We start from the raw sequence: 19,074 nt of genomic DNA, 5'->3' as shown, positions 1-19,074 counted from the left end.
AGTCTAAAATTCCTTTCCAAGAATTTGTGGTCATGATGCAAAAAGAGGTGGCAGATCGCATTTCAGCCGAACCTAATACCAAGGCTTACGGGTCTTTGTCCATTGCAGTCCAATACTATATGATCGCTAAGGTAGCCTTTATCGTGCCTCGCACCGTCTTTGTGCCAGCGCCAAACGTTGATTCTGCCATCCTCAAGATGGTGCGTCGCCCAGAGCCAGCAGTGGCAGTTAAGGATGAAGATTTCTTCTTCTCTGTTAGCAAGGCTAGCTTTGTCCACCGTCGCAAAACGCTTTGGAACAACTTGACCAGCCGCTTTGGCAAGACCGAAGAAATCAAAGCCAAATTGGAAGCAGGGATCCAAGCTGCAGGCCTGCAACCTTCTGTACGAGGAGAAGCCCTTAGCTTAGAAGACTTCGCCCGCTTGGCAGACGGTCTTCTAGAAGCCGGGATCAAATAATAGAAAAGACATGGGTTCGTAATCTTCTTTCTTAATTATAAATACGCTATGAAGTACGGTGTTTTTTATGTATTTTCGAATGATATCGGTTATAAAACGAGACTTTCCGCTGTGAGAAAAGAGCCTAAATAAAAGGTAGTTTAGGCTCTCGGAATTTTTGAGACTTAAGGCTCAAAAATTAGTTATGGAACTTCGGAGAAGTTCGCTAACGTCCGTACTCACCTAAGGAAAGTCTCAAAGAAGTTTTATAAGTAATAAGCCATAGGTCATGACCTATGGCTTGTTTGCATCGTAAGGAAAGGACGGGATTTGAACCCGCGCATGAAGAAAATCCATTTGCCGGATTTCGAGTCCGGTGCCGTACCGAGCTGAGCCACCTTTCCAAGATGCGGAGAAAGGGATTTGAACCCTCACGCCCGAAGAGGCACATGCGCCTGAAGCATGCGTGTCTGCCGTTCCACCACCTCCGCATAGTTCTATTATACTCTTTTTAAAAGAAAAGCCAAGAAAAAATAGTAACAGAATTTATATAGTGATTCTGTACTGAGTCTTAAGGTAATATAAAATTCTAATATATATAGAATTTAAGGTTCGCAAGCGTTATCGTATATTTTTTGATATAATGGTAGTATTAACTTTAAAGGAGTGCCAGTTGCAAGGAACGATTGTTAAAGCCTTGGCCGGTTTTTATTATGTGGAGTGCAAGGGAGAAATTTACCAAACACGCGCCCGAGGAAATTTCCGGAAAAAGGGACAAACTCCCTATGTTGGAGATAAGGTAGAATTTTCAGCTGAAGAAAATTCGGAAGGCTATATTTTAAAAATATTCCCAAGAAAGAATAGCTTAGTCCGCCCACCCATTGTGAATATAGATCAGGCTGTCGTCATCATGTCTGCCAAAGAGCCGGATTTTAATGTTAATTTATTGGACCGCTTTTTAGTCCTATTGGAACAAAAAGTGATTCATCCGATTGTCTATATTTCAAAAATGGACTTACTAGAAGATCCAGCTCAGATGCTTCCTTTCCAGGAAGTCTATCGCAAAATGGGCTATGACTTTGTCACTGACAAGGAAGAGCTCTTGCCTCTCTTGAAGGATCAGGTGACGGTCTTTATGGGCCAAACAGGAGTGGGGAAATCCACCCTCTTGAATACCTTGGCTCCGGAGTTGGAACTAGAGACAGGAGAAATCTCCGACAGTCTTGGACGCGGCCGCCATACGACGCGAGCTGTCAGTTTTTATGATCTCAATGGGGGCAAAATTGCGGATACCCCTGGCTTCTCCTCTCTAGATTATGAAGTTGATAATGCGGAAGATCTCAATCATGCTTTTCCAGATATCGCCAAGGTGAGGCAGGCTTGCAAGTTCCGTACTTGTACCCACACACATGAACCATCCTGTGCCGTCAAGCCCGCTGTTGAGGAAGGGATCATAGCTTCCTTCCGCTATGAGAATTACTTACAGTTTTTGAGCGAGATCGAAAATAGGCGTGAAACCTACAAAAAAGTATCGAAAAAATTACCCAAATAAGGAGACCTGAAGAATATGAAAACAAACAAATTAGCCCCTTCTATTTTGAGTGCAGATTATGCAAATTTTGAAAGTGAATTGAAGAAATTGGAAGCATCTGGTGCAGAGTACGCTCACATCGATGTGATGGACGGCCACTTTGTGCCTAATATCAGCTTTGGTGCTGGTGTAGTTGCTAGTATGCGTCCTCACAGCAAGCTAGTGTTTGACTGCCACTTGATGGTTACCAATCCTGAGCAACATATCGAAGAGTTTGCGCGTGCCGGGGCAGATATCATTAGCATTCACGTCGAAGCGACTCCACACATCCATGGGGCCCTTCAAAAAATTCGTTTGGCAGGGGTCAAACCAAGTGTGGTCATCAATCCAGGAACCCCTGTTGAAAGTATCCAACACATCTTGAACTTGGTAGATCAAGTACTTGTCATGACTGTCAACCCAGGATTTGGTGGGCAAGCCTTCCTGCCAGAAACTATGGATAAGATTCGTCAATTGGTTCAATTGCGTGAAGAAAAAGGCTTGGATTTCGATATTGAAGTCGATGGGGGAATTGATGATAAGACGATTCACGCTGCGAAAGAAGCAGGGGCAAACGTCTTTGTAGCAGGTTCCTATGTGTTTAATGGAGATGTGAATGAACGAGTTCAAACCCTTCGAGCAGCCATCCAAGACTAAGGTTGCGATTGTAGCTGGTGGCCGAGTGGAAACCATTCCGCTAGACTTGGATGTTTATGTCGGAGTGGATGCAGGTTGCCTTTTCCTATTAGAGCAAGGATTGGAACTATCTTTAGCAGTTGGAGATTTTGACTCGGTCGAGCCAGAAGAATTCCAGAGTATTCAATCTGCGGCTCACGCATTACGGACTTCGGTAGCAGAAAAAAATGATACGGATCTGGAATTGGCGATTAAGGAAGTGTTAGAAGGTTGGCCTCAAGCGGACATTCTGATTTTTGGAGCCTTTGGTGGTCGCCTGGATCACCACTTGGCCAGCGTTTTTTTGCCCAGCGATCCAGAGATTGCACCTTTTATGTCGCAACTTTACTTGATGGACCAACAAAATTATCTCTGCTATCGTCCAGCAGGCTGCCATACCATTCTGCCTATAGCAGGCTATACCTATGTAGCTTTTATGCCAGTTGAGGGAGCTTCCATCCAGATTGAAGGAGCCAAGTATCCCTTAAATCAGACCAATTATTTTAAAAAGGCTATTTATGGTTCCAACGAGTTTATCAATCAGCCGATTACCTTAACCGTTGATCGAGGCTACGCCCTTATCATTTATAGCAAGGATGGGAAATAAGATGGAAATAATCCTTTTTGTATTAGGAGTGGGAAATCTTGTCTTGCTCTTCTTGCTCTACCAGCAACGGATAGCTGATAACAAACAGGTCCGTGACTTACTGGAGGACCAAGAAGATCATCTTTCGGATCAGCTGGATTACCGATTTGAGAGAGAGCGACAAGCTCAGCAAATCACTGGCCAGCAGATAGAGATGGCGATTAGTGACCGTCTTATGGAATTACGGACAGAAATGCATCAGCAAACGACTGCTTTACGAGCAGAACTTGCTGAGAATTTCACTAAAAACCGAGACAAAACGGACGAGCGGATGCAACAGATTCAAGCTTCCAATGATTTGCGGTTGGAGCAGATGCGTCAAACGGTCGAAGAAAAGTTGGAAAAAACCTTGCATAGTCGTCTTCAAACCTCTTTTGAGACGGTCTCCAAACAATTGGAATCGGTCAATAAAGGTCTTGGGGAAATGCAGACGGTCGCTAGAGATGTAGGAAGTCTCAATAAGGTTCTTTCTAACACGAAAACCCGTGGGATTATGGGAGAACTCCAACTCGGCCAGATCATCGAAGATATCCTAACTCCCGCCCAATACGAGAGAGAGTTTGTAACAGTTCCCCATTCCAGCGAACGTGTCGAGTATGCGATCAAGATGCCTGGTCAGGTCAGAGGGGAATACGTCTATCTGCCAATCGACTCTAAATTTCCTCTGGACGGTTATTACCGACTGGAAGAAGCCTACGAAAGTGGAGAGAAAGAGGAGATTGAACGGTGTCGCAAGCTCCTATTGGCTAGTATCAAACAATTTGCCAAGGACATTCATCAAAAATACCTCTATCCGCCTGCCACTACTAATTTTGGGATTCTCTTTTTACCGACGGAAGGGCTCTATTCAGAAGTGGTCCGCGACCCAGCCTTCTTTGATCGCCTCCGAAGAGAGGAGCAGATTGTCGTCGCGGGGCCAAGTACGCTTTCAGCCTTGTTGAATTCCCTATCGGTTGGATTTAAGACCCTGAATATTCAACGAAGTGCGGATGATATTAGCAAGGTCCTTGCATCCGTCAAGACGGAGTTCCAAAAATTTGGAGGCGTTTTGGAAAAGACCCAACGGCAGTTGAAGCATGCCTCTGGCAACATTGATGACCTCTTAAACCGAAGAACAAATGCTATCGAGCGCACACTCCGAAACATTGAAACGTCAGAGAATCTAGATATAGCAAGCCTATTGAATTTAGAAGATGGAGAAGATGATGGTCAAAATTAATCAAATGAAAAAAGACGAATTGTTTGAAGGTTTCTACCTCATTAAGTCAGCAGATGTTCGTCAGACACGTGCTGGAAAGAATTATCTTGCTTTTGTCTTCCAAGATGAAACAGGCACAATCGAAGGAAAATTGTGGGATGCTCAGCCACATAATGTGGAGCAATTTCAGGCTGGGCGTGTGGTTCATATGAGTGGCCGTCGGGAGGTCTACAACAATACGCCTCAGGTCAACCAGTTGACCTTGCGGTTGCCTCAAAGTGGGGAGCCATCAAATCCAGCAGACTTTAAGGAAAAACCTCCGGTAAATCCAGTCGATTTGAAAGATTACCTATCAGGGATGATTTTCAAAATAGAAAATCCAGTTTGGCAACGTGTGGTGCGGGCGCTATACAGCAAGTATGACAAAGAGTTCTACTCTTATCCTGCGGCCAAAACCAACCACCATGCTTTTGAGACGGGCTTAGCATATCACACAGCCACCATGGTTCGTTTGGCTGAGAGCATCTCTCAGGTGTATCCTCAATTAAACCAGAGTCTCCTCTATGCCGGCATCATGCTCCATGATCTTGCCAAGGTACTAGAGTTATCGGGGCCTGAAAATACAGAGTATACGGTTCGAGGCAACCTCATCGGGCACATTGCTCTAATCGATGAAGAAATTACCAAGGTCTTACAAGAGTTAAAGATTGACGATCAAAAAGAAGATGTGATTGTGTTGCGCCATGTGATTTTGAGTCACCATGGTCTACTAGAATATGGTAGCCCGGTTCGTCCAAAAATCATGGAAGCCGAGATCATCCATATGATTGATAACCTAGATGCAGAAATGATGATGATGACCTCTGCCTTAGCTTTAGTAGGCCCTGGTGAAATGACCAATAAGATTTTTGCCTTGGACAACCGCTCCTTCTATAAGCCAAATTTAAAAGATTCCTAATAGACTGGCGATGAAAATATTACTCTTAGTTTGTTAGTAAAAAAACCAAAAACGAATGTTGTGAGACTAACAACGTTCGTTTTTTGGTATAATATGGTATAATACAATAAAAAACTATGTGGAGAGAAAATGAAGCTAAGAAGAAGTGAGCGGATGGTTGTGATCTCGAATTACTTGATTAATCATCCCTACGAATTGACGAGTTTAAATACATTTGCCGAAAAATACGAATCTGCCAAATCATCTATTTCTGAGGATATTGTCATTATTAAACGGGCCTTTGAAGAAATGGAAATTGGAAGCATTGAAACTCTTACCGGTGCGGGTGGAGGGGTCATATTTACTCCTTCCATTTCGGATGCAGATTCAAAAGAAATTGTCCAAAATTTGTGCAATCAATTGTCAGAAAGTAACCGGATTTTACCAGGTGGGTATATCTACCTTTCGGATTTGCTAAGTGATCCAAAAATCTTAAATAATATTGGGCGCATTATTGCCAAGGCCTTCCGAGATCAAAAAATCGATGCAGTCATGACGGTGGCCACTAAGGGTGTCCCATTAGCAAACGCGGTAGCCAATGTCTTAAATGTTCCTTTTGTCATTGTACGACGCGATTTGAAAATTACAGAAGGATCAACGGTCAGTGTCAACTACGTATCTGGTTCCAGTGGCGATCGGATTGAGAAAATGTTCCTATCCAAGCGTAGTTTGAAAGCTGGAAGCCGTGTCCTGATTGTCGATGATTTCCTTAAAGGAGGGGGAACGATCAGTGGGATGGTTAGTCTCTTGGCTGAGTTCGATTCAGAGTTGGCAGGAGTCGCTATTTTTGCGGACAATGCTTCGGCTAGAAGTAAAGATTTATTCGATCACAAGTCACTTTTACGTGTGACCAACATTGATGTAGCAGAAAATAAAATTGATGTAGAAATCGGAAATATTTTCGATAAGAACTAAGGCTGGAGAGGGAGAAAGGAAAATGAAAACAATTTTAGACCGTTTTGATCGTAGTCCCCTATGGCTTCGATTGGCAACGATATTCATCTTGACAGGAGTTCTTGTCGGTGGACTTTATACGGTTCGTAAAAATTCTGCAGACCAAGTTACAGTAGTGAAGCAAGAAACCAAAAAAACAGGTTCTCTTCCTATTAAGAAAAAAGACCCTAAAAAAGCCAAAGAAGAAGAGGAAGCGAAAATCGCTGAAGCGGCTGAAAAAGCAGTTGCTCATTTTGAAACGACTGCAACTCAAGAAACCTTAACCGCTGCGCAAGAGGCTGTAGAAAAAGTGAAGGACGAAACCAAGAAACAGGCCTTTCAAGCTCGTATTCAGTACATTGTAGACTATTACGGAATGCAAACCAATCAGAATACTCAATCAACTGATACGAATCAAGCTAGCCAAACGGTTCAACCTCAACAAGTCGTTCCCGCAGAAGTCCCTCAGTATCAGTCCAATGAGGTTCCTCAGGTTTCGAATGCTACCACACCAGCTGTAACGCAACAAACTGAACAATAATCTAGCGCGATTTTAAGAAGAAGCAATCGTGCAAAAAAGAGAAAAAAATCTTGACAGTGAAAGTACCGCTATGTTAAAATAATAGACGGTACTTTTTACTTTTGGTCTCTCAAGAGTGTACAGGGACGTGCTGACAAATGTTGCAAAAGTACACACAGATGATAGCTGTCACCAAGTGTATCATCACCAAAAATAAAAAAATACAGGAGAATGTAGATGCCTACAATTAACCAATTGGTTCGCAAACCGCGTAAATCAAAAGTAGAAAAATCTAAATCACCAGCTTTGAACGTTGGTTACAACAGTCATAAAAAAGTTCAAACAAACGTTTCTTCACCACAAAAACGTGGTGTTGCAACTCGTGTTGGAACAATGACACCTAAGAAACCTAACTCTGCCCTTCGTAAATTCGCTCGTGTACGTTTGAGCAACTTGATCGAAGTTACTGCTTACATCCCAGGTATCGGACACAACTTGCAAGAACACAGCGTGGTTCTTCTTCGTGGTGGACGTGTAAAAGACCTTCCAGGGGTACGTTACCATATCGTCCGTGGAGCACTTGATACTGCAGGTGTAAACGATCGTAAACAAGGCCGTTCTAAATACGGTACTAAACGTCCAAAAGCATAAGGAAAGGGGATAAAGAGAAATGAGTCGTAAAAACCGTGCGCCTAAACGCGATGTATTGCCAGATCCGCTTTACAATTCACAATTAGTTACTCGTCTTATCAACCGCGTTATGCTTGATGGTAAACGTGGTACAGCAGCTTCAATCGTTTACGGTGCTTTTGAGCAAATCAAAGAAGTTACTGGAAATGATGCGCTTGAAGTATTTGAAACAGCAATGGAAAACATAATGCCTGTACTTGAAGTACGTGCACGTCGTGTTGGTGGATCTAACTACCAAGTCCCAGTTGAAGTTCGTCCAGAACGTCGTACAACACTTGGACTTCGTTGGTTGGTAACCATCGCTCGTCAACGTGGTGAGCACACAATGGTTGATCGCCTTGCTAAAGAAATCTTGGATGCTGCAAACAACACTGGTGCAGCAGTTAAGAAACGTGAAGACACTCACCGTATGGCTGAAGCTAACCGTGCCTTCGCACACTTCCGCTGGTAAGATTAAGATACTGAGGGCGTTAAAAAAGCGACTGAAAATTAGGAAGCTTGACGAAGAATCAAAGATTCTAGGAGAGCTTATCTATTTTCCGAGCTTTTAGCCCGGGTTCAATTAAGCATCATCAGCTCTTGAACCCAGCTCAACTTATCTACAAGTTGGAACCAACAAAAAAACAGGATAAACAATGAGAACGGGTAGGTCCTGCCTATCCGTTTTTGTTAAATCATGTTATAATAGTATAGAAATAAAAAATATAGGAGAACAAAACCTCATGGCACGCGAATTTTCACTTGAAAAAACTCGTAATATCGGTATCATGGCTCACGTCGATGCTGGTAAAACAACTACAACTGAGCGTATCCTTTACTACACTGGTAAAATTCACAAAATCGGTGAAACTCACGAAGGTGCGTCACAAATGGACTGGATGGAGCAAGAGCAAGAACGTGGTATCACCATCACATCTGCTGCTACAACAGCTCAATGGAAAGACACTCGTGTAAACATCATCGACACACCAGGACACGTGGACTTCACGATCGAAGTTCAACGTTCACTCCGCGTTTTGGACGGTGCTGTAACCGTTCTTGACTCACAATCAGGTGTTGAGCCTCAAACTGAAACAGTTTGGCGTCAAGCAACTGAATACGGAGTTCCACGTATCGTATTTGCTAACAAGATGGATAAAATCGGTGCTGACTTCCTTTACTCAGTAAGCACACTTCATGATCGTCTTCAAGCAAACGCACACCCAATTCAATTGCCAATCGGTTCGGAAGATGACTTCCGTGGAATCATCGACTTGATCAAGATGAAAGCTGAAATCTACACCAACGACCTTGGTACAGACATTCTTGAAGAAGATATCCCAGCTGAATACCTTGACCAAGCTCAAGAATACCGTGAAAAATTGGTTGAAGCAGTTGCTGAAACTGATGAAGACTTGATGATGAAATACCTTGAAGGTGAAGAAATCACTAACGAAGAATTGAAGGCTGCTATCCGTAAAGCAACTATCAATGTTGAATTCTTCCCAGTATTGTGTGGTTCTGCCTTCAAGAACAAAGGGGTTCAATTGATGTTGGATGCAGTCCTTGACTACCTTCCAAGCCCACTTGATATCCCTGCAATCAAGGGTGTAAACCCTGATACAGACGAAGAAGAAGAACGTCCAGCATCTGATGAAGAGCCATTTGCAGCGCTTGCCTTCAAGATCATGACTGACCCATTCGTAGGTCGTTTGACATTCTTCCGTGTTTACTCAGGTGTCTTGAACTCAGGTTCTTACGTATTGAACACATCTAAAGGTAAACGTGAACGTATCGGACGTATCCTTCAAATGCACGCCAACACTCGTATGGAAATCGAAACAGTTTATTCTGGAGATATCGCTGCTGCCGTTGGTTTGAAAGATACTACAACTGGTGACTCATTGACAGATGAAAAAGCGAAAATTATCCTTGAGTCAATCGAAGTTCCAGAACCAGTTATCCAATTGATGGTTGAGCCAAAATCTAAAGCAGACCAAGACAAGATGGGTATCGCCCTTCAAAAATTGGCTGAAGAAGATCCAACATTCCGCGTTGAAACAAACCCTGAAACTGGTGAAACAGTTATCTCTGGTATGGGTGAGTTGCACTTGGATGTCCTTGTTGACCGTATGAAACGTGAATTCAAGGTTGAAGCTAACGTTGGTGCTCCTCAAGTATCTTACCGTGAAACATTCCGCGCTTCTACACAAGCACGTGGATTCTTCAAACGTCAATCTGGTGGTAAAGGTCAGTTTGGTGATGTTTGGATCGAATTTACTCCAAACGAAGAAGGTAAAGGATTCGAGTTCGAAAATGCGATCGTCGGTGGTGTGGTTCCACGTGAATTCATCCCTGCAGTAGAAAAAGGACTTCAAGAATCTATGGCTAACGGTGTTCTTGCTGGCTACCCAATGGTTGACGTGAAAGCGAAGCTTTACGATGGATCATACCACGATGTCGACTCATCTGAAACTGCCTTCAAGATCGCTGCATCTCTTGCTCTTAAAGAAGCAGCTAAATCAGCACAACCAGCTATCCTTGAACCAATGATGCTTGTAACCATCACAGTTCCTGAAGAAAACCTTGGGGATGTTATGGGTCACGTAACTGCTCGTCGTGGACGTGTAGATGGTATGGAAGCACACGGTGCAAGCCAAATCGTTCGTGCTTATGTACCACTTGCTGAAATGTTCGGTTACGCTACTGTCCTTCGTTCTGCAACTCAAGGACGTGGTACTTTCATGATGGTATTTGACCACTACGAAGATGTACCGAAATCAGTACAAGAAGAAATCATTAAAAAAGCTAAAGGTGAAGCATAATTTTACCGTCTAGCTAAAAGCTTTCCTCATAGGAGGAAAGCTTTTTTGATTTGAAAAGAGTTTAAGACTTCTTCCTCATAAGAGATAGTGAAAATGAATATGAAAGTTTGTGTAATATTTCTAATCCTAATGAAATCAGTTGCATTTTAGGGGAAGAAAGTATATAATAATATTGTTGAAAGATGATTTGTAACCTATCAAGTTACTCTTTTCACATAAAAAATTTTTTGATTTTCATAAGGAGGAAATCACGAATGGTAGTTAAAGTTGGTATTAACGGTTTCGGTCGTATCGGTCGTCTTGCTTTCCGTCGTATCCAAAACGTAGAAGGTGTTGAAGTTACTCGCATCAACGACCTTACAGATCCAGTTATGCTTGCACACTTGTTGAAATATGACACAACTCAAGGTCGTTTCGACGGTACTGTGGAAGTTAAAGAAGGTGGATTCGAAGTTAACGGTAAATTCGTTAAAGTTTCTGCTGAACGTGATCCAGAACAAATCGACTGGGCTACCGACGGTGTAGAAATCGTTCTTGAAGCAACTGGTTTCTTTGCTAAGAAAGATGCTGCTGAAAAACACCTTAAAGGTGGAGCTAAGAAAGTTGTTATCACTGCTCCTGGTGGAAATGATGTTAAAACAATTGTATTTAACACTAACCACGACATTCTTGATGGTACTGAAACAGTTATCTCAGGTGCTTCATGTACTACAAACTGCTTGGCTCCAATGGCTAAAGCTCTTCAAGATAACTTCGGTGTTGTAGAAGGATTGATGACTACTATCCACGCTTACACTGGTGACCAAATGATCCTTGACGGACCACACCGTGGTGGTGACCTTCGTCGTGCTCGCGCTGGTGCTGCAAACATCGTTCCTAACTCAACTGGTGCTGCTAAAGCTATCGGTCTTGTAATCCCAGAATTGAACGGAAAATTGGACGGATCTGCACAACGCGTTCCAACTCCAACTGGATCAGTTACTGAATTGGTTGCAGTTCTTGAAAAGAACGTTACTGTTGATGAAGTAAATGCAGCTATGAAAGCAGCAGCGAACGAATCATACGGTTACACAGAAGATCCAATCGTATCTTCAGATATCGTAGGTATGGCTTACGGTTCATTGTTTGACGCAACTCAAACTAAAGTTCTTGACGTTGACGGTAAACAATTGGTTAAAGTTGTTTCATGGTATGACAACGAAATGTCTTACACTGCACAACTTGTTCGTACTCTTGAATACTTCGCAAAAATTGCTAAATAATTCATGCGTATGATGAGAGGAGGGTGACCTCCTCTTTTTTTGTACTTTTTTTAGTTCCTCCTCACCTTATTATAGGATTTGCTAAAATGAATTGACAGACCTCTCTTTAAAGGGGTAAACTAAATCTGAGTGAAGATTTCCAATCAAGAAAAATGTAAGCGATTGCAGGATAGTGAAGGAGGAGTGTTTTAGGAGATTGGAAATCAGTAAAATAAGATGGAGGTCAAGATGAAAGGTCATCAATTTGAAAAACAACAACGTTTTAGTATCCGAAAATTCAGTGTAGGAGTTTGTTCTGCATTGATTGGATTGGCATTTTTAGGAACGGGGGCAGTCTCAGCAGATGAGACGCATGCGACTAAAGAACAACCCTTAGAAGCTTCCACAGCAAATACGGAAGATGTCAATCGTTTGATCAGAGAAGCGGGAGTCTACACTGCAGATGCTGCTTTGCCAACTGGAGAAACAGCAAAACCAGTTGAGGAGGCAACTCCAGCTACGACAGAGGCTAGTCCTGCAACTCCAGAAGCTAGCCCGACGACGACAGATACTCCAGCCGTTTCAGCGACGGAACAACCAAAAGTAGCTGCAGAAAAAGTGGAAGATTTACCAACCAATGAAGAAAAACAATTAAGACCAAAAGAGGTCAAATTTGATACTTGGGATGATTTGTTGAAATGGGAACCTGGTAAACGAGTAGATGATGATTTGAACCGAGCAAGTGTTCCCCTAGCTAGCCGTTTTCAAGGGAAGCAAATCAACGAGCAAGCCAACCCAGATGCAAAGATCCAAGCCCTTTCTAACATGAACTCAAAGGCTAAGGATCATGCTTCCGTCGGTGGGGAAGAGTTTAAGGCTTATGCTTTTGACTACTGGCAATATTTGGATTCTATGGTCTTTTGGGAAGGACTTGTCCCTTCAGCAGACGTGATTGATGCGGCTCACCGAAATGGGGTTCCTATTTATGGAACACTCTTTTACAACTGGTCTAGTAGCATTAAGGATCAAGAACGCTTTGCAGAAACCTTGAAAGAAGATAGTGAAGGCTCAAAAACCTTCCCGATTGCTCGGAAATTGGTTGATCTAGCCAAGTACTATGGTTTTGATGGCTACTTTATCAACCAAGAAACAACAGGGAACTTAGTAGAGCCTTTGGGGCCAAAATTAAGAGATTTCCTTCTTTATACTAAGGAGTATGCGAAGAGCATCAACTATCCGATTAAGTATTCCTGGTATGATGCTATGACCTATGAATATGGTCGCTACCATGAAAATGCACTGGGTGAGTACAACTACAATTTCATGCAGCCTGAAAATGGGGAAAATCCAGTTGATACCTTCTTTGCCAACTTTAACTGGGGCAAATCAGAAGTTGATTATTCCATCAGTACAGCCAAATGGATTAACCGCAATCCTTATGATGTTCTAGCTGGACTCGAGCTCCAAAAAGGAGGCTCTTATAAGACCAATGTGGACTGGAATGCGATTTTAGATGAGCATGGCAAGTTGCGTCTATCTCTTGGGCTTTATGCACCTGATACCATTACAGGTCTAGGAAAGACAGGAGAAGGTTACCATACCCATGAAGATCTATTCTGGACTGGTTTCCAAGGGGATCCAACCAAAGGAAAACCAGCAGACCAATCTTGGTACGGGATGTCCAATCTAGTAGTGGATAAAACTCCAATTACAAGTGCTGATTTCAATACGTCCTTTAATACAGGCCACGGCAAACATTGGTTTGTGGATGGCAAGATTTCTAAAGAAGGGGAGTGGAACTACCGTTCTGTTTCTGGCTACCTTCCAACATGGCGCTGGTGGGTAGAGCATAGTGAAGATAGTACGCCATTAAAAGGTCGCTATGATTTTGATCAAGCCTACAATGGAGGGAACTCTTTAACCTTTGAAGGGGATTTGAAAGCTAATAGCAGTCAAAATGTTATGCTCTATTCTACTAAGATTCCTGTGACAGAAACGACAAAATTAAGTGTGTCTCACAAGGGTGGGGTCGGAGCTGCTGCTTGGGTAGCTGTTGCCACAAAAGAAGACTACTCTGAATACGAATGGAAGGAATTGACACCGAGTGCGGATTGGTCTACTCAAACCTTTGATTTGGGAGGCTTGGCGGGTAAGACTATTTATGCCGTTAAGATGTTCTTTGATCATGATGCAGATGTCAAAGATTACAAGTTCAACCTCGGTCAATTGTCGATTACGTCCAACCAAGAAAAACCAGTAGCCCCATCTGAAGTGACTGTTCGGGCAAAACGCCTGCAAAATGCCCAGGAAGCGGAGGCTGTCCTTAATTTTAAAGGGGTTGCGGACGCAGATTATTATGAAGTCTATGAAAAAGACGGCGACAACTGGCGTCTCTTAACAGGGTCTTCTGCGACAACCGTCTATCTACCAAAAGTTAGCCGTTCAGCAAGTGCTGAAGGAACGACTCAGGATCTCAAGGTTGTGGCAGTTGGGAAGAACGGCCAACGTTCAGATGCAGGAACTGTGGCCTTTGATTGGGGTATGACCGTGTCAGATACCAGTCTTCCAAAAGCCCTTGCACCAAACGTGGTGATTGGAGCCAAAGTCATTGGTTCGAGCTTCCCAGATGCGGATGGTAGTGAAGGCATCGAAGGTATGTTAAATGGTACCATTACCAGTCTTTCAGATAAATGGTCTTCTGCTCAATTGAGTGGAACCGTCGATATTCGCTTGACACAACCACGGACCATTGTTCGTTGGGTCATGGACCATGCCGGTGCGGGTGGAGAATCTGTCGACGATGGCAAGATGAATACCCGTGACTTCGACCTTTACTACAAGGATAAAGCGGGTGAGTGGAAGCTCGCTAAGGAAGTTCGTGGCAATAAAGCCCATGTGTCCGACATTACACTCGACCATCCAATCAAGGCTCAAGAATGGCGTCTCCATGTCATTACGGCAGATAACGGAACCCCATGGCAAGCCATCCGGATTTACAACTGGAAGATGTATGAAAGTCTGGATACGGAAACGGTCAACATCCCGATGAAACATGCTGTAGCGCAAAACTTAGGCAATCATTTTGTCCAAGTCGGCTTCAAAGATGTACCGGCCAATACCACACTGACTCTTTATGCCGATAAAGAAGCGACCAGTCCAATTGCGACCATGACAGCCGATCAAGCTGGAAATCTGATCTTTAAACCACTGGCTTTTGAATCAACCCCATCTCTTCTCTACTATCGTGCACAAGAACCTGGCAAAGATATCAGTAATGTTCTAGCGATCGAAGTTCCAAAAAATGATAAAGAAATTGCGGGACTTCAATTTGAAGATGGATTGACTAAGAAAGTCTACCGGGAAGGCGATGCCCTTTCCTTGAAAGGGGCGACTCTCCGCGTTCATTATAAAGATGGCCAAGCAGATCAACTGGTCAACCTCACCAACTCAGGTGTAGAGATTCATGGATTTGACAGTAGCAAGCTTGGAGAACAACACCTAGAAGTTTCTTACCTTGGTCAGAAATTGGATAAGACTCTCACTGTTTTTGTGGTCAGTGCAGAGGAAGCAGGTGAAAAAGCAGTTGCTGGTCTAGAATTAACCGACAAACCAAAAGTAGAATATATCGTCGGAGAAGCATTGGAAAAAGAAGGCGGACGCTTCACAGTTGTCTTTGATGATGAAACAACCGAGACGCACGCCTTGACAGATGAAGGTGTAGAAGTAACTGGATTTGATGCGAGCAAGGAAGGCCGTCAAACCATTACCATCCATTACAAAGGAGCTAGCACAAGCTTTGATGTCCTCGTCAATCCAAAACCAGCTCTCAACGATGAATACCTCAAGCAAAAATTGGCTGAAGCTGAAGCTGCAAAAGCCAAAGTAGACTTTACTTTTGCGACTCCTGAAGTCAAAGAAGCCTTGCTGGCTGGAATGGCTGCTTCTGAAAAAGTTTTGAAAGAGCATGATACCAGCACACAAGATCAGGTCAATGAGCAGTTGAACCAATTGACCGCTCTCTTGAAAGCTTTGGATGGACAAGCTAATCTAGTCAAAGAGAAAGAAGCTCTTTCTACTCTGACAGAGGAAGCGACTGCTCTATTAGCAAGTAAACCAAATCACCCTTCTGGTGACGCTTTGCAGGCACTGGTTGAGAAAAATAAAGAACTCCTAGACTCTTCAGAGCTCACTCCTGAAGCGCTTGCAACCGCAAAAACAGGTCTAGAAACCTTGATTGCGCTCCTGAAAGAAGATAAGCCAGCGGTCTTTGTAGACCCTGCGACTGGAGTCGAAGTTCAATTCTCTAACTTGGAGCCTACTGCTATTAAGGGACTAAAAGTCGCGAAAGTTGAAGCCAATCAGGCTGAAAAAGAAGAGCTGAAGGGCCGAGAAGGAATCGTCTTTGATATTGAAGGCGTGGATGCAAGCGGTCAGGATGTCGATACCCAGCATCCATCACTTGTGAAAATCCCTGTGGATAAGGATAAAGAAGTGGAGCAAGTCCTCTTCTTCCCAGAAGGTCAAGCACCTCAATCCTTGGCCTTTGAGAGAGTCGGAGATGTAGTCATCTTTACAGCTCCTCACTTTACCCATTATGCGATTGTCTATAAGCCAGCAAAAACGGAAGGACCAGATCAACCGATCCAACCAGAAGAACCTGCTAAACCAGATCAGCCTGTTCAACCGGCTCAACCAAATCAGCCAGTCCAACCAAGTACCCCAGTGACTCCGGATCCAGCTAATCCAATGAAGCCTACAAATTCATCACAAGTGGATCAGTTGGCCCCAACGACTTCTACTCAACCGGGTCATCAAGAGGTGGATCACAAGGATGTGGTCGATCAAGAGATCCATCAGTTGTTAAGTGCCCACCAAGGAGCGAACTCACAGCCGACGGTTCAGCAAGAAACAAAAGATGCAAGCAAAGAAAGTCAATCGGAACACTTGCCAAATACGGCAAGCCTAGAAGCTTCCTTTGCAGCAGAAGCTGTTCTCTTAGCAGCCTTAGGCGGCTTCCTCTTGGCTGGTAAGAAGAAAGAAGAGTAACTTTTTAAGCGTTTTGATACTGACTGAAAAGGTCATGATGAATCGTAAACCTCCTTTGTAAAAAACAAGGGAGGTTTTATGATGCAGATTCTAATCGAGGATCATGGCTCCAGACTTGCTAATAAGAGGTAGAAATCCACTATTTTTCTACCTCTTTTACAGCTTTTGTGATATAATTATCATGTATTAAAAATAGAAGGAGTCATATCCAATGGCAAAATTGACTGTTAAAGACGTTGACTTGAAAGGGAAAAAAGTTCTCGTTCGTGTTGACTTCAACGTTCCTGTAAAAGATGGCGTGATCACTAACGATAACCGTATCACTGCTGCTCTTCCAACAATCAAGTACATCCTTGAACAAGGTGGACGTGCAATCCTCTTCTCTCACCTTGGACGTGTGAAAGAAGAAGCAGACAAAGAAGGTAAATCACTTGCTCCTGTAGCGGCTGACTTGGCTGCTAAATTGGGTCAAGACGTTGCTTTCCTTCCAGGTGTTACTCGTGGTGCTGAATTGGAAGCAGCGATTAACGCTCTTGAAGATGGACAAGTTCTTTTGGTTGAAAACACTCGTTTCGAAGATGTTGACGGCAAGAAAGAATCTAAAAACGATCCTGAACTTGGTAAATACTGGGCATCACTTGGAGATGGTATCTTCGTAAACGATGCATTCGGTACAGCTCACCGTGCACACGCATCTAACGTTGGTATCTCAGCAAACGTTGAAAAAGCAGTTGCTGGATTCCTTCTTGAAAACGAAATTGCTTACATCCAAGAAGCAGTTGAAGCTCCAGAACGTCCATTCGTAGCCATCCTTGGTGGTTCAAAAGTTTCAGACAAGATCGGTGTGATCGAAAACTTGCTTGAAAAAGCTGATAAAGTTCTTATCGGTGGTGGGATGACTTACACATTCTACAAAGCTCAAGGTATCGAAATCGGTAACTCACTTGTAGAAGAAGACAAATTGGATGTTGCCAAAGCTCTTCTTGAAAAAGCAAACGGCAAATTGATCTTGCCAGTTGACTCAAAAGAAGCAAACGCATTTGCTGACTACACTGAAGTGAAAGACACTGAAGGTGAAGCAGTAGACCCAGGTTTCCTTGGTTTGGATATCGGTCCTAAATCTATCGCTAAATTTGACGAAGCTTTGACTGGTGCGAAAACAGTTGTATGGAACGGACCTATGGGTGTATTTGAAAACCCTGACTTCCAAGCTGGTACAATCGGTGTAATGGACGCTATCGTTAAACAACCAGGCGTTAAATCAATCATCGGTGGTGGTGACTCAGCTGCCGCAGCGATCAACCTTGGACGTGCAGACAAATTCTCATGGATCTCTACTGGTGGTGGAGCTTCAATGGAGCTTCTTGAAGGTAAAGTTCTTCCAGGACTTGCAGCCTTGACTGAAAAATAAGACGGTTCCTCATGAACCATAGAAGAAGCACCGAAAGGTGCTTTTTTTAGAATGTATACAACCAAATTTTTATATAAGATAGGTTAAGTGATTCTGTATCGAAATAAAATAAGATCTCATTTTTGAAATTAATCAAGAAAATCCCAAAACTAAGTCATGGAACTTCCTGGATTGCTGAAATCATCCACTGGATAATTTCACCTAACCTCCGTACTCACCTAAGGAAAGTTTTTAAAATGACTTTGTAGAGTAGAAGGAAGCTAGTCGATCTTCATTTCCCCGCTTGAACCTTTCTAGAAATATGTTAGAATAAAAGAGATAGAAAGATAGGGGACAATGGATTACTTTAAACGACATAAATTTGACCGTTCCAAATTTCGATTAGGAATGCGAACCTTCAAAACAGGGATAGCCGTTTTTCTGGTTCTATTGATTTTTGGTATCTTTGGCTGGCGGGGCTTGCAGATTGGAGCGCTGACAGCTGTCTTTAGTTTGAGAGAAGATTTTGATAAGAGTGTTCACTTTGGAGCTTCGCGCGTGATGGGCAACAGTATCGGTGGTTTTTATGCCCTGCTGTTCTTTATGATCAAGATTCTCTTCCACAATGCTTTTTGGGTGACCCTGATTTTTGTGCCCATTGCGACCATGTTAACCATAATGACAAACGTCGCTATGAACAACAAAGCTGGAATCATCGGTGGTGTTTCAGCCATGTTGATCATCACCCTCTCCATTCCGACAGGAGAAACGTTCCTATATGTTTTTGCCCGCATCTTTGAAACCTTTATCGGAGTCTTCGTTGCGATTTTAGTCAATTCAGATGTGGATCGGATTCGGGACTTTATAAAAGAAAGAAAAAAAACCATGTGAGATTATGTGACATTTTAATCTTGACATCGGTTTTTT

15 protein-coding genes and 2 tRNA genes are annotated in these 19,074 nt (G+C 43.1%); 15 read left to right on the top strand and 2 right to left on the bottom strand.

Annotation, left to right across the window (positions count from 1 at the left end; all coding sequences use genetic code 11):
* On the top strand, window positions 1-458 hold a 458-nt coding region (locus RCH62_RS04340), incomplete at its 5' end, for an rRNA adenine dimethyltransferase family protein (RefSeq protein WP_306474706.1).
* Window positions 459-752: 294 nt separating this feature from the next.
* On the opposite strand, the gene RCH62_RS04335 is transcribed toward RCH62_RS04340, so the two are convergent.
* Both RCH62_RS04335 and RCH62_RS04330 read right to left on the bottom strand, forming a co-directional pair.
* Window positions 753-841, bottom strand: a tRNA-Ser gene (locus RCH62_RS04335).
* A 4-nt stretch (window positions 842-845) separates the two neighbouring features.
* Window positions 846-928, bottom strand: a tRNA-Leu gene (locus tag RCH62_RS04330).
* A 182-nt stretch (window positions 929-1,110) separates the two neighbouring features.
* Between RCH62_RS04330 and rsgA the strand changes: the two genes are divergently transcribed.
* The 14 genes from rsgA (at window position 1,111) to RCH62_RS04260 (ending at window position 19,038) form a co-directional block, all read left to right on the top strand.
* Window positions 1,111-1,989 (top strand): ribosome small subunit-dependent GTPase A, encoded by an 879-nt coding sequence (gene rsgA, locus RCH62_RS04325; RefSeq protein ID WP_306474705.1) that lies wholly within the window; start codon window positions 1,111-1,113, stop codon window positions 1,987-1,989.
* A gap of 15 nt (window positions 1,990-2,004) precedes the next feature.
* Complete coding sequence (gene rpe / locus RCH62_RS04320; protein ID WP_023024510.1) at window positions 2,005-2,664, top strand: ribulose-phosphate 3-epimerase; 660 nt, start codon at window positions 2,005-2,007, stop codon at window positions 2,662-2,664.
* The gene (locus RCH62_RS04315; RefSeq protein WP_306474704.1) at window positions 2,624-3,289 is read left to right on the top strand and encodes a thiamine diphosphokinase; all 666 of its coding nucleotides are present in this window, start codon (window positions 2,624-2,626) and stop codon (window positions 3,287-3,289) included. The genes rpe and RCH62_RS04315 overlap by 41 nt, the downstream gene beginning before the upstream one ends.
* A 1-nt stretch (window position 3,290) precedes the next feature.
* Window positions 3,291-4,547 carry a DNA recombination protein RmuC gene (locus tag RCH62_RS04310; RefSeq protein WP_306474703.1) on the top strand — a complete coding sequence of 419 codons (1,257 nt, stop codon included), beginning with the start codon at window positions 3,291-3,293 and terminating at the stop codon, window positions 4,545-4,547.
* Window positions 4,534-5,484 carry a 3'-5' exoribonuclease YhaM family protein gene (locus tag RCH62_RS04305; RefSeq protein ID WP_129269931.1) on the top strand — a complete coding sequence of 317 codons (951 nt, stop codon included), beginning with the start codon at window positions 4,534-4,536 and terminating at the stop codon, window positions 5,482-5,484. The genes RCH62_RS04310 and RCH62_RS04305 overlap by 14 nt, the downstream gene beginning before the upstream one ends.
* A gap of 129 nt (window positions 5,485-5,613) precedes the next feature.
* Entirely contained in the window at window positions 5,614-6,438 is an 825-nt protein-coding gene (gene purR, locus RCH62_RS04300; protein WP_272079841.1) for a pur operon repressor, read from the top strand.
* Window positions 6,439-6,460: 22 nt separating this feature from the next.
* On the top strand, window positions 6,461-6,997 hold the full coding sequence (locus RCH62_RS04295; RefSeq protein ID WP_306474702.1) for a hypothetical protein: 537 nt from the start codon (window positions 6,461-6,463) through the stop codon (window positions 6,995-6,997).
* A gap of 216 nt (window positions 6,998-7,213) precedes the next feature.
* Window positions 7,214-7,627 (top strand): 30S ribosomal protein S12, encoded by a 414-nt coding sequence (gene rpsL / locus RCH62_RS04290; RefSeq protein ID WP_001142332.1) that lies wholly within the window; start codon window positions 7,214-7,216, stop codon window positions 7,625-7,627.
* Window positions 7,628-7,646: 19 nt separating this feature from the next.
* Window positions 7,647-8,117 carry a 30S ribosomal protein S7 gene (rpsG, locus tag RCH62_RS04285; RefSeq protein WP_048715723.1) on the top strand — a complete coding sequence of 157 codons (471 nt, stop codon included), beginning with the start codon at window positions 7,647-7,649 and terminating at the stop codon, window positions 8,115-8,117.
* Window positions 8,118-8,388: 271 nt separating this feature from the next.
* A complete protein-coding gene (gene fusA, locus RCH62_RS04280; RefSeq protein WP_306474701.1) occupies window positions 8,389-10,470 on the top strand; it encodes an elongation factor G in 2,082 nt (693 codons plus the stop codon).
* A gap of 254 nt (window positions 10,471-10,724) precedes the next feature.
* Window positions 10,725-11,732, top strand: coding sequence for a type I glyceraldehyde-3-phosphate dehydrogenase (gene gap / locus RCH62_RS04275; RefSeq protein ID WP_002899102.1), 1,008 nt, complete (start codon window positions 10,725-10,727; stop codon window positions 11,730-11,732).
* A gap of 228 nt (window positions 11,733-11,960) precedes the next feature.
* Window positions 11,961-16,757: a bacterial Ig-like domain-containing protein gene (locus tag RCH62_RS04270; protein WP_306474700.1), complete on the top strand. Its 4,797-nt coding sequence runs from the start codon at window positions 11,961-11,963 to the stop codon at window positions 16,755-16,757.
* A 211-nt stretch (window positions 16,758-16,968) separates the two neighbouring features.
* Complete coding sequence (gene pgk, locus RCH62_RS04265; RefSeq protein ID WP_048715731.1) at window positions 16,969-18,168, top strand: phosphoglycerate kinase; 1,200 nt, start codon at window positions 16,969-16,971, stop codon at window positions 18,166-18,168.
* Between the two features lie 336 nt (window positions 18,169-18,504).
* Complete coding sequence (locus tag RCH62_RS04260; RefSeq protein WP_048690848.1) at window positions 18,505-19,038, top strand: aromatic acid exporter family protein; 534 nt, start codon at window positions 18,505-18,507, stop codon at window positions 19,036-19,038.
* The last annotated feature ends 36 nt before the right edge of the window (window positions 19,039-19,074 follow it).

It is taken from the genome of Streptococcus sp. (assembly GCF_030825805.1).
Taxonomy (GTDB): Bacteria; Bacillota; Bacilli; order Lactobacillales; family Streptococcaceae; genus Streptococcus.
Note: the sequence above shows the minus strand (reverse complement) of the source record. Positions and strands in the feature narration are given on the sequence as shown.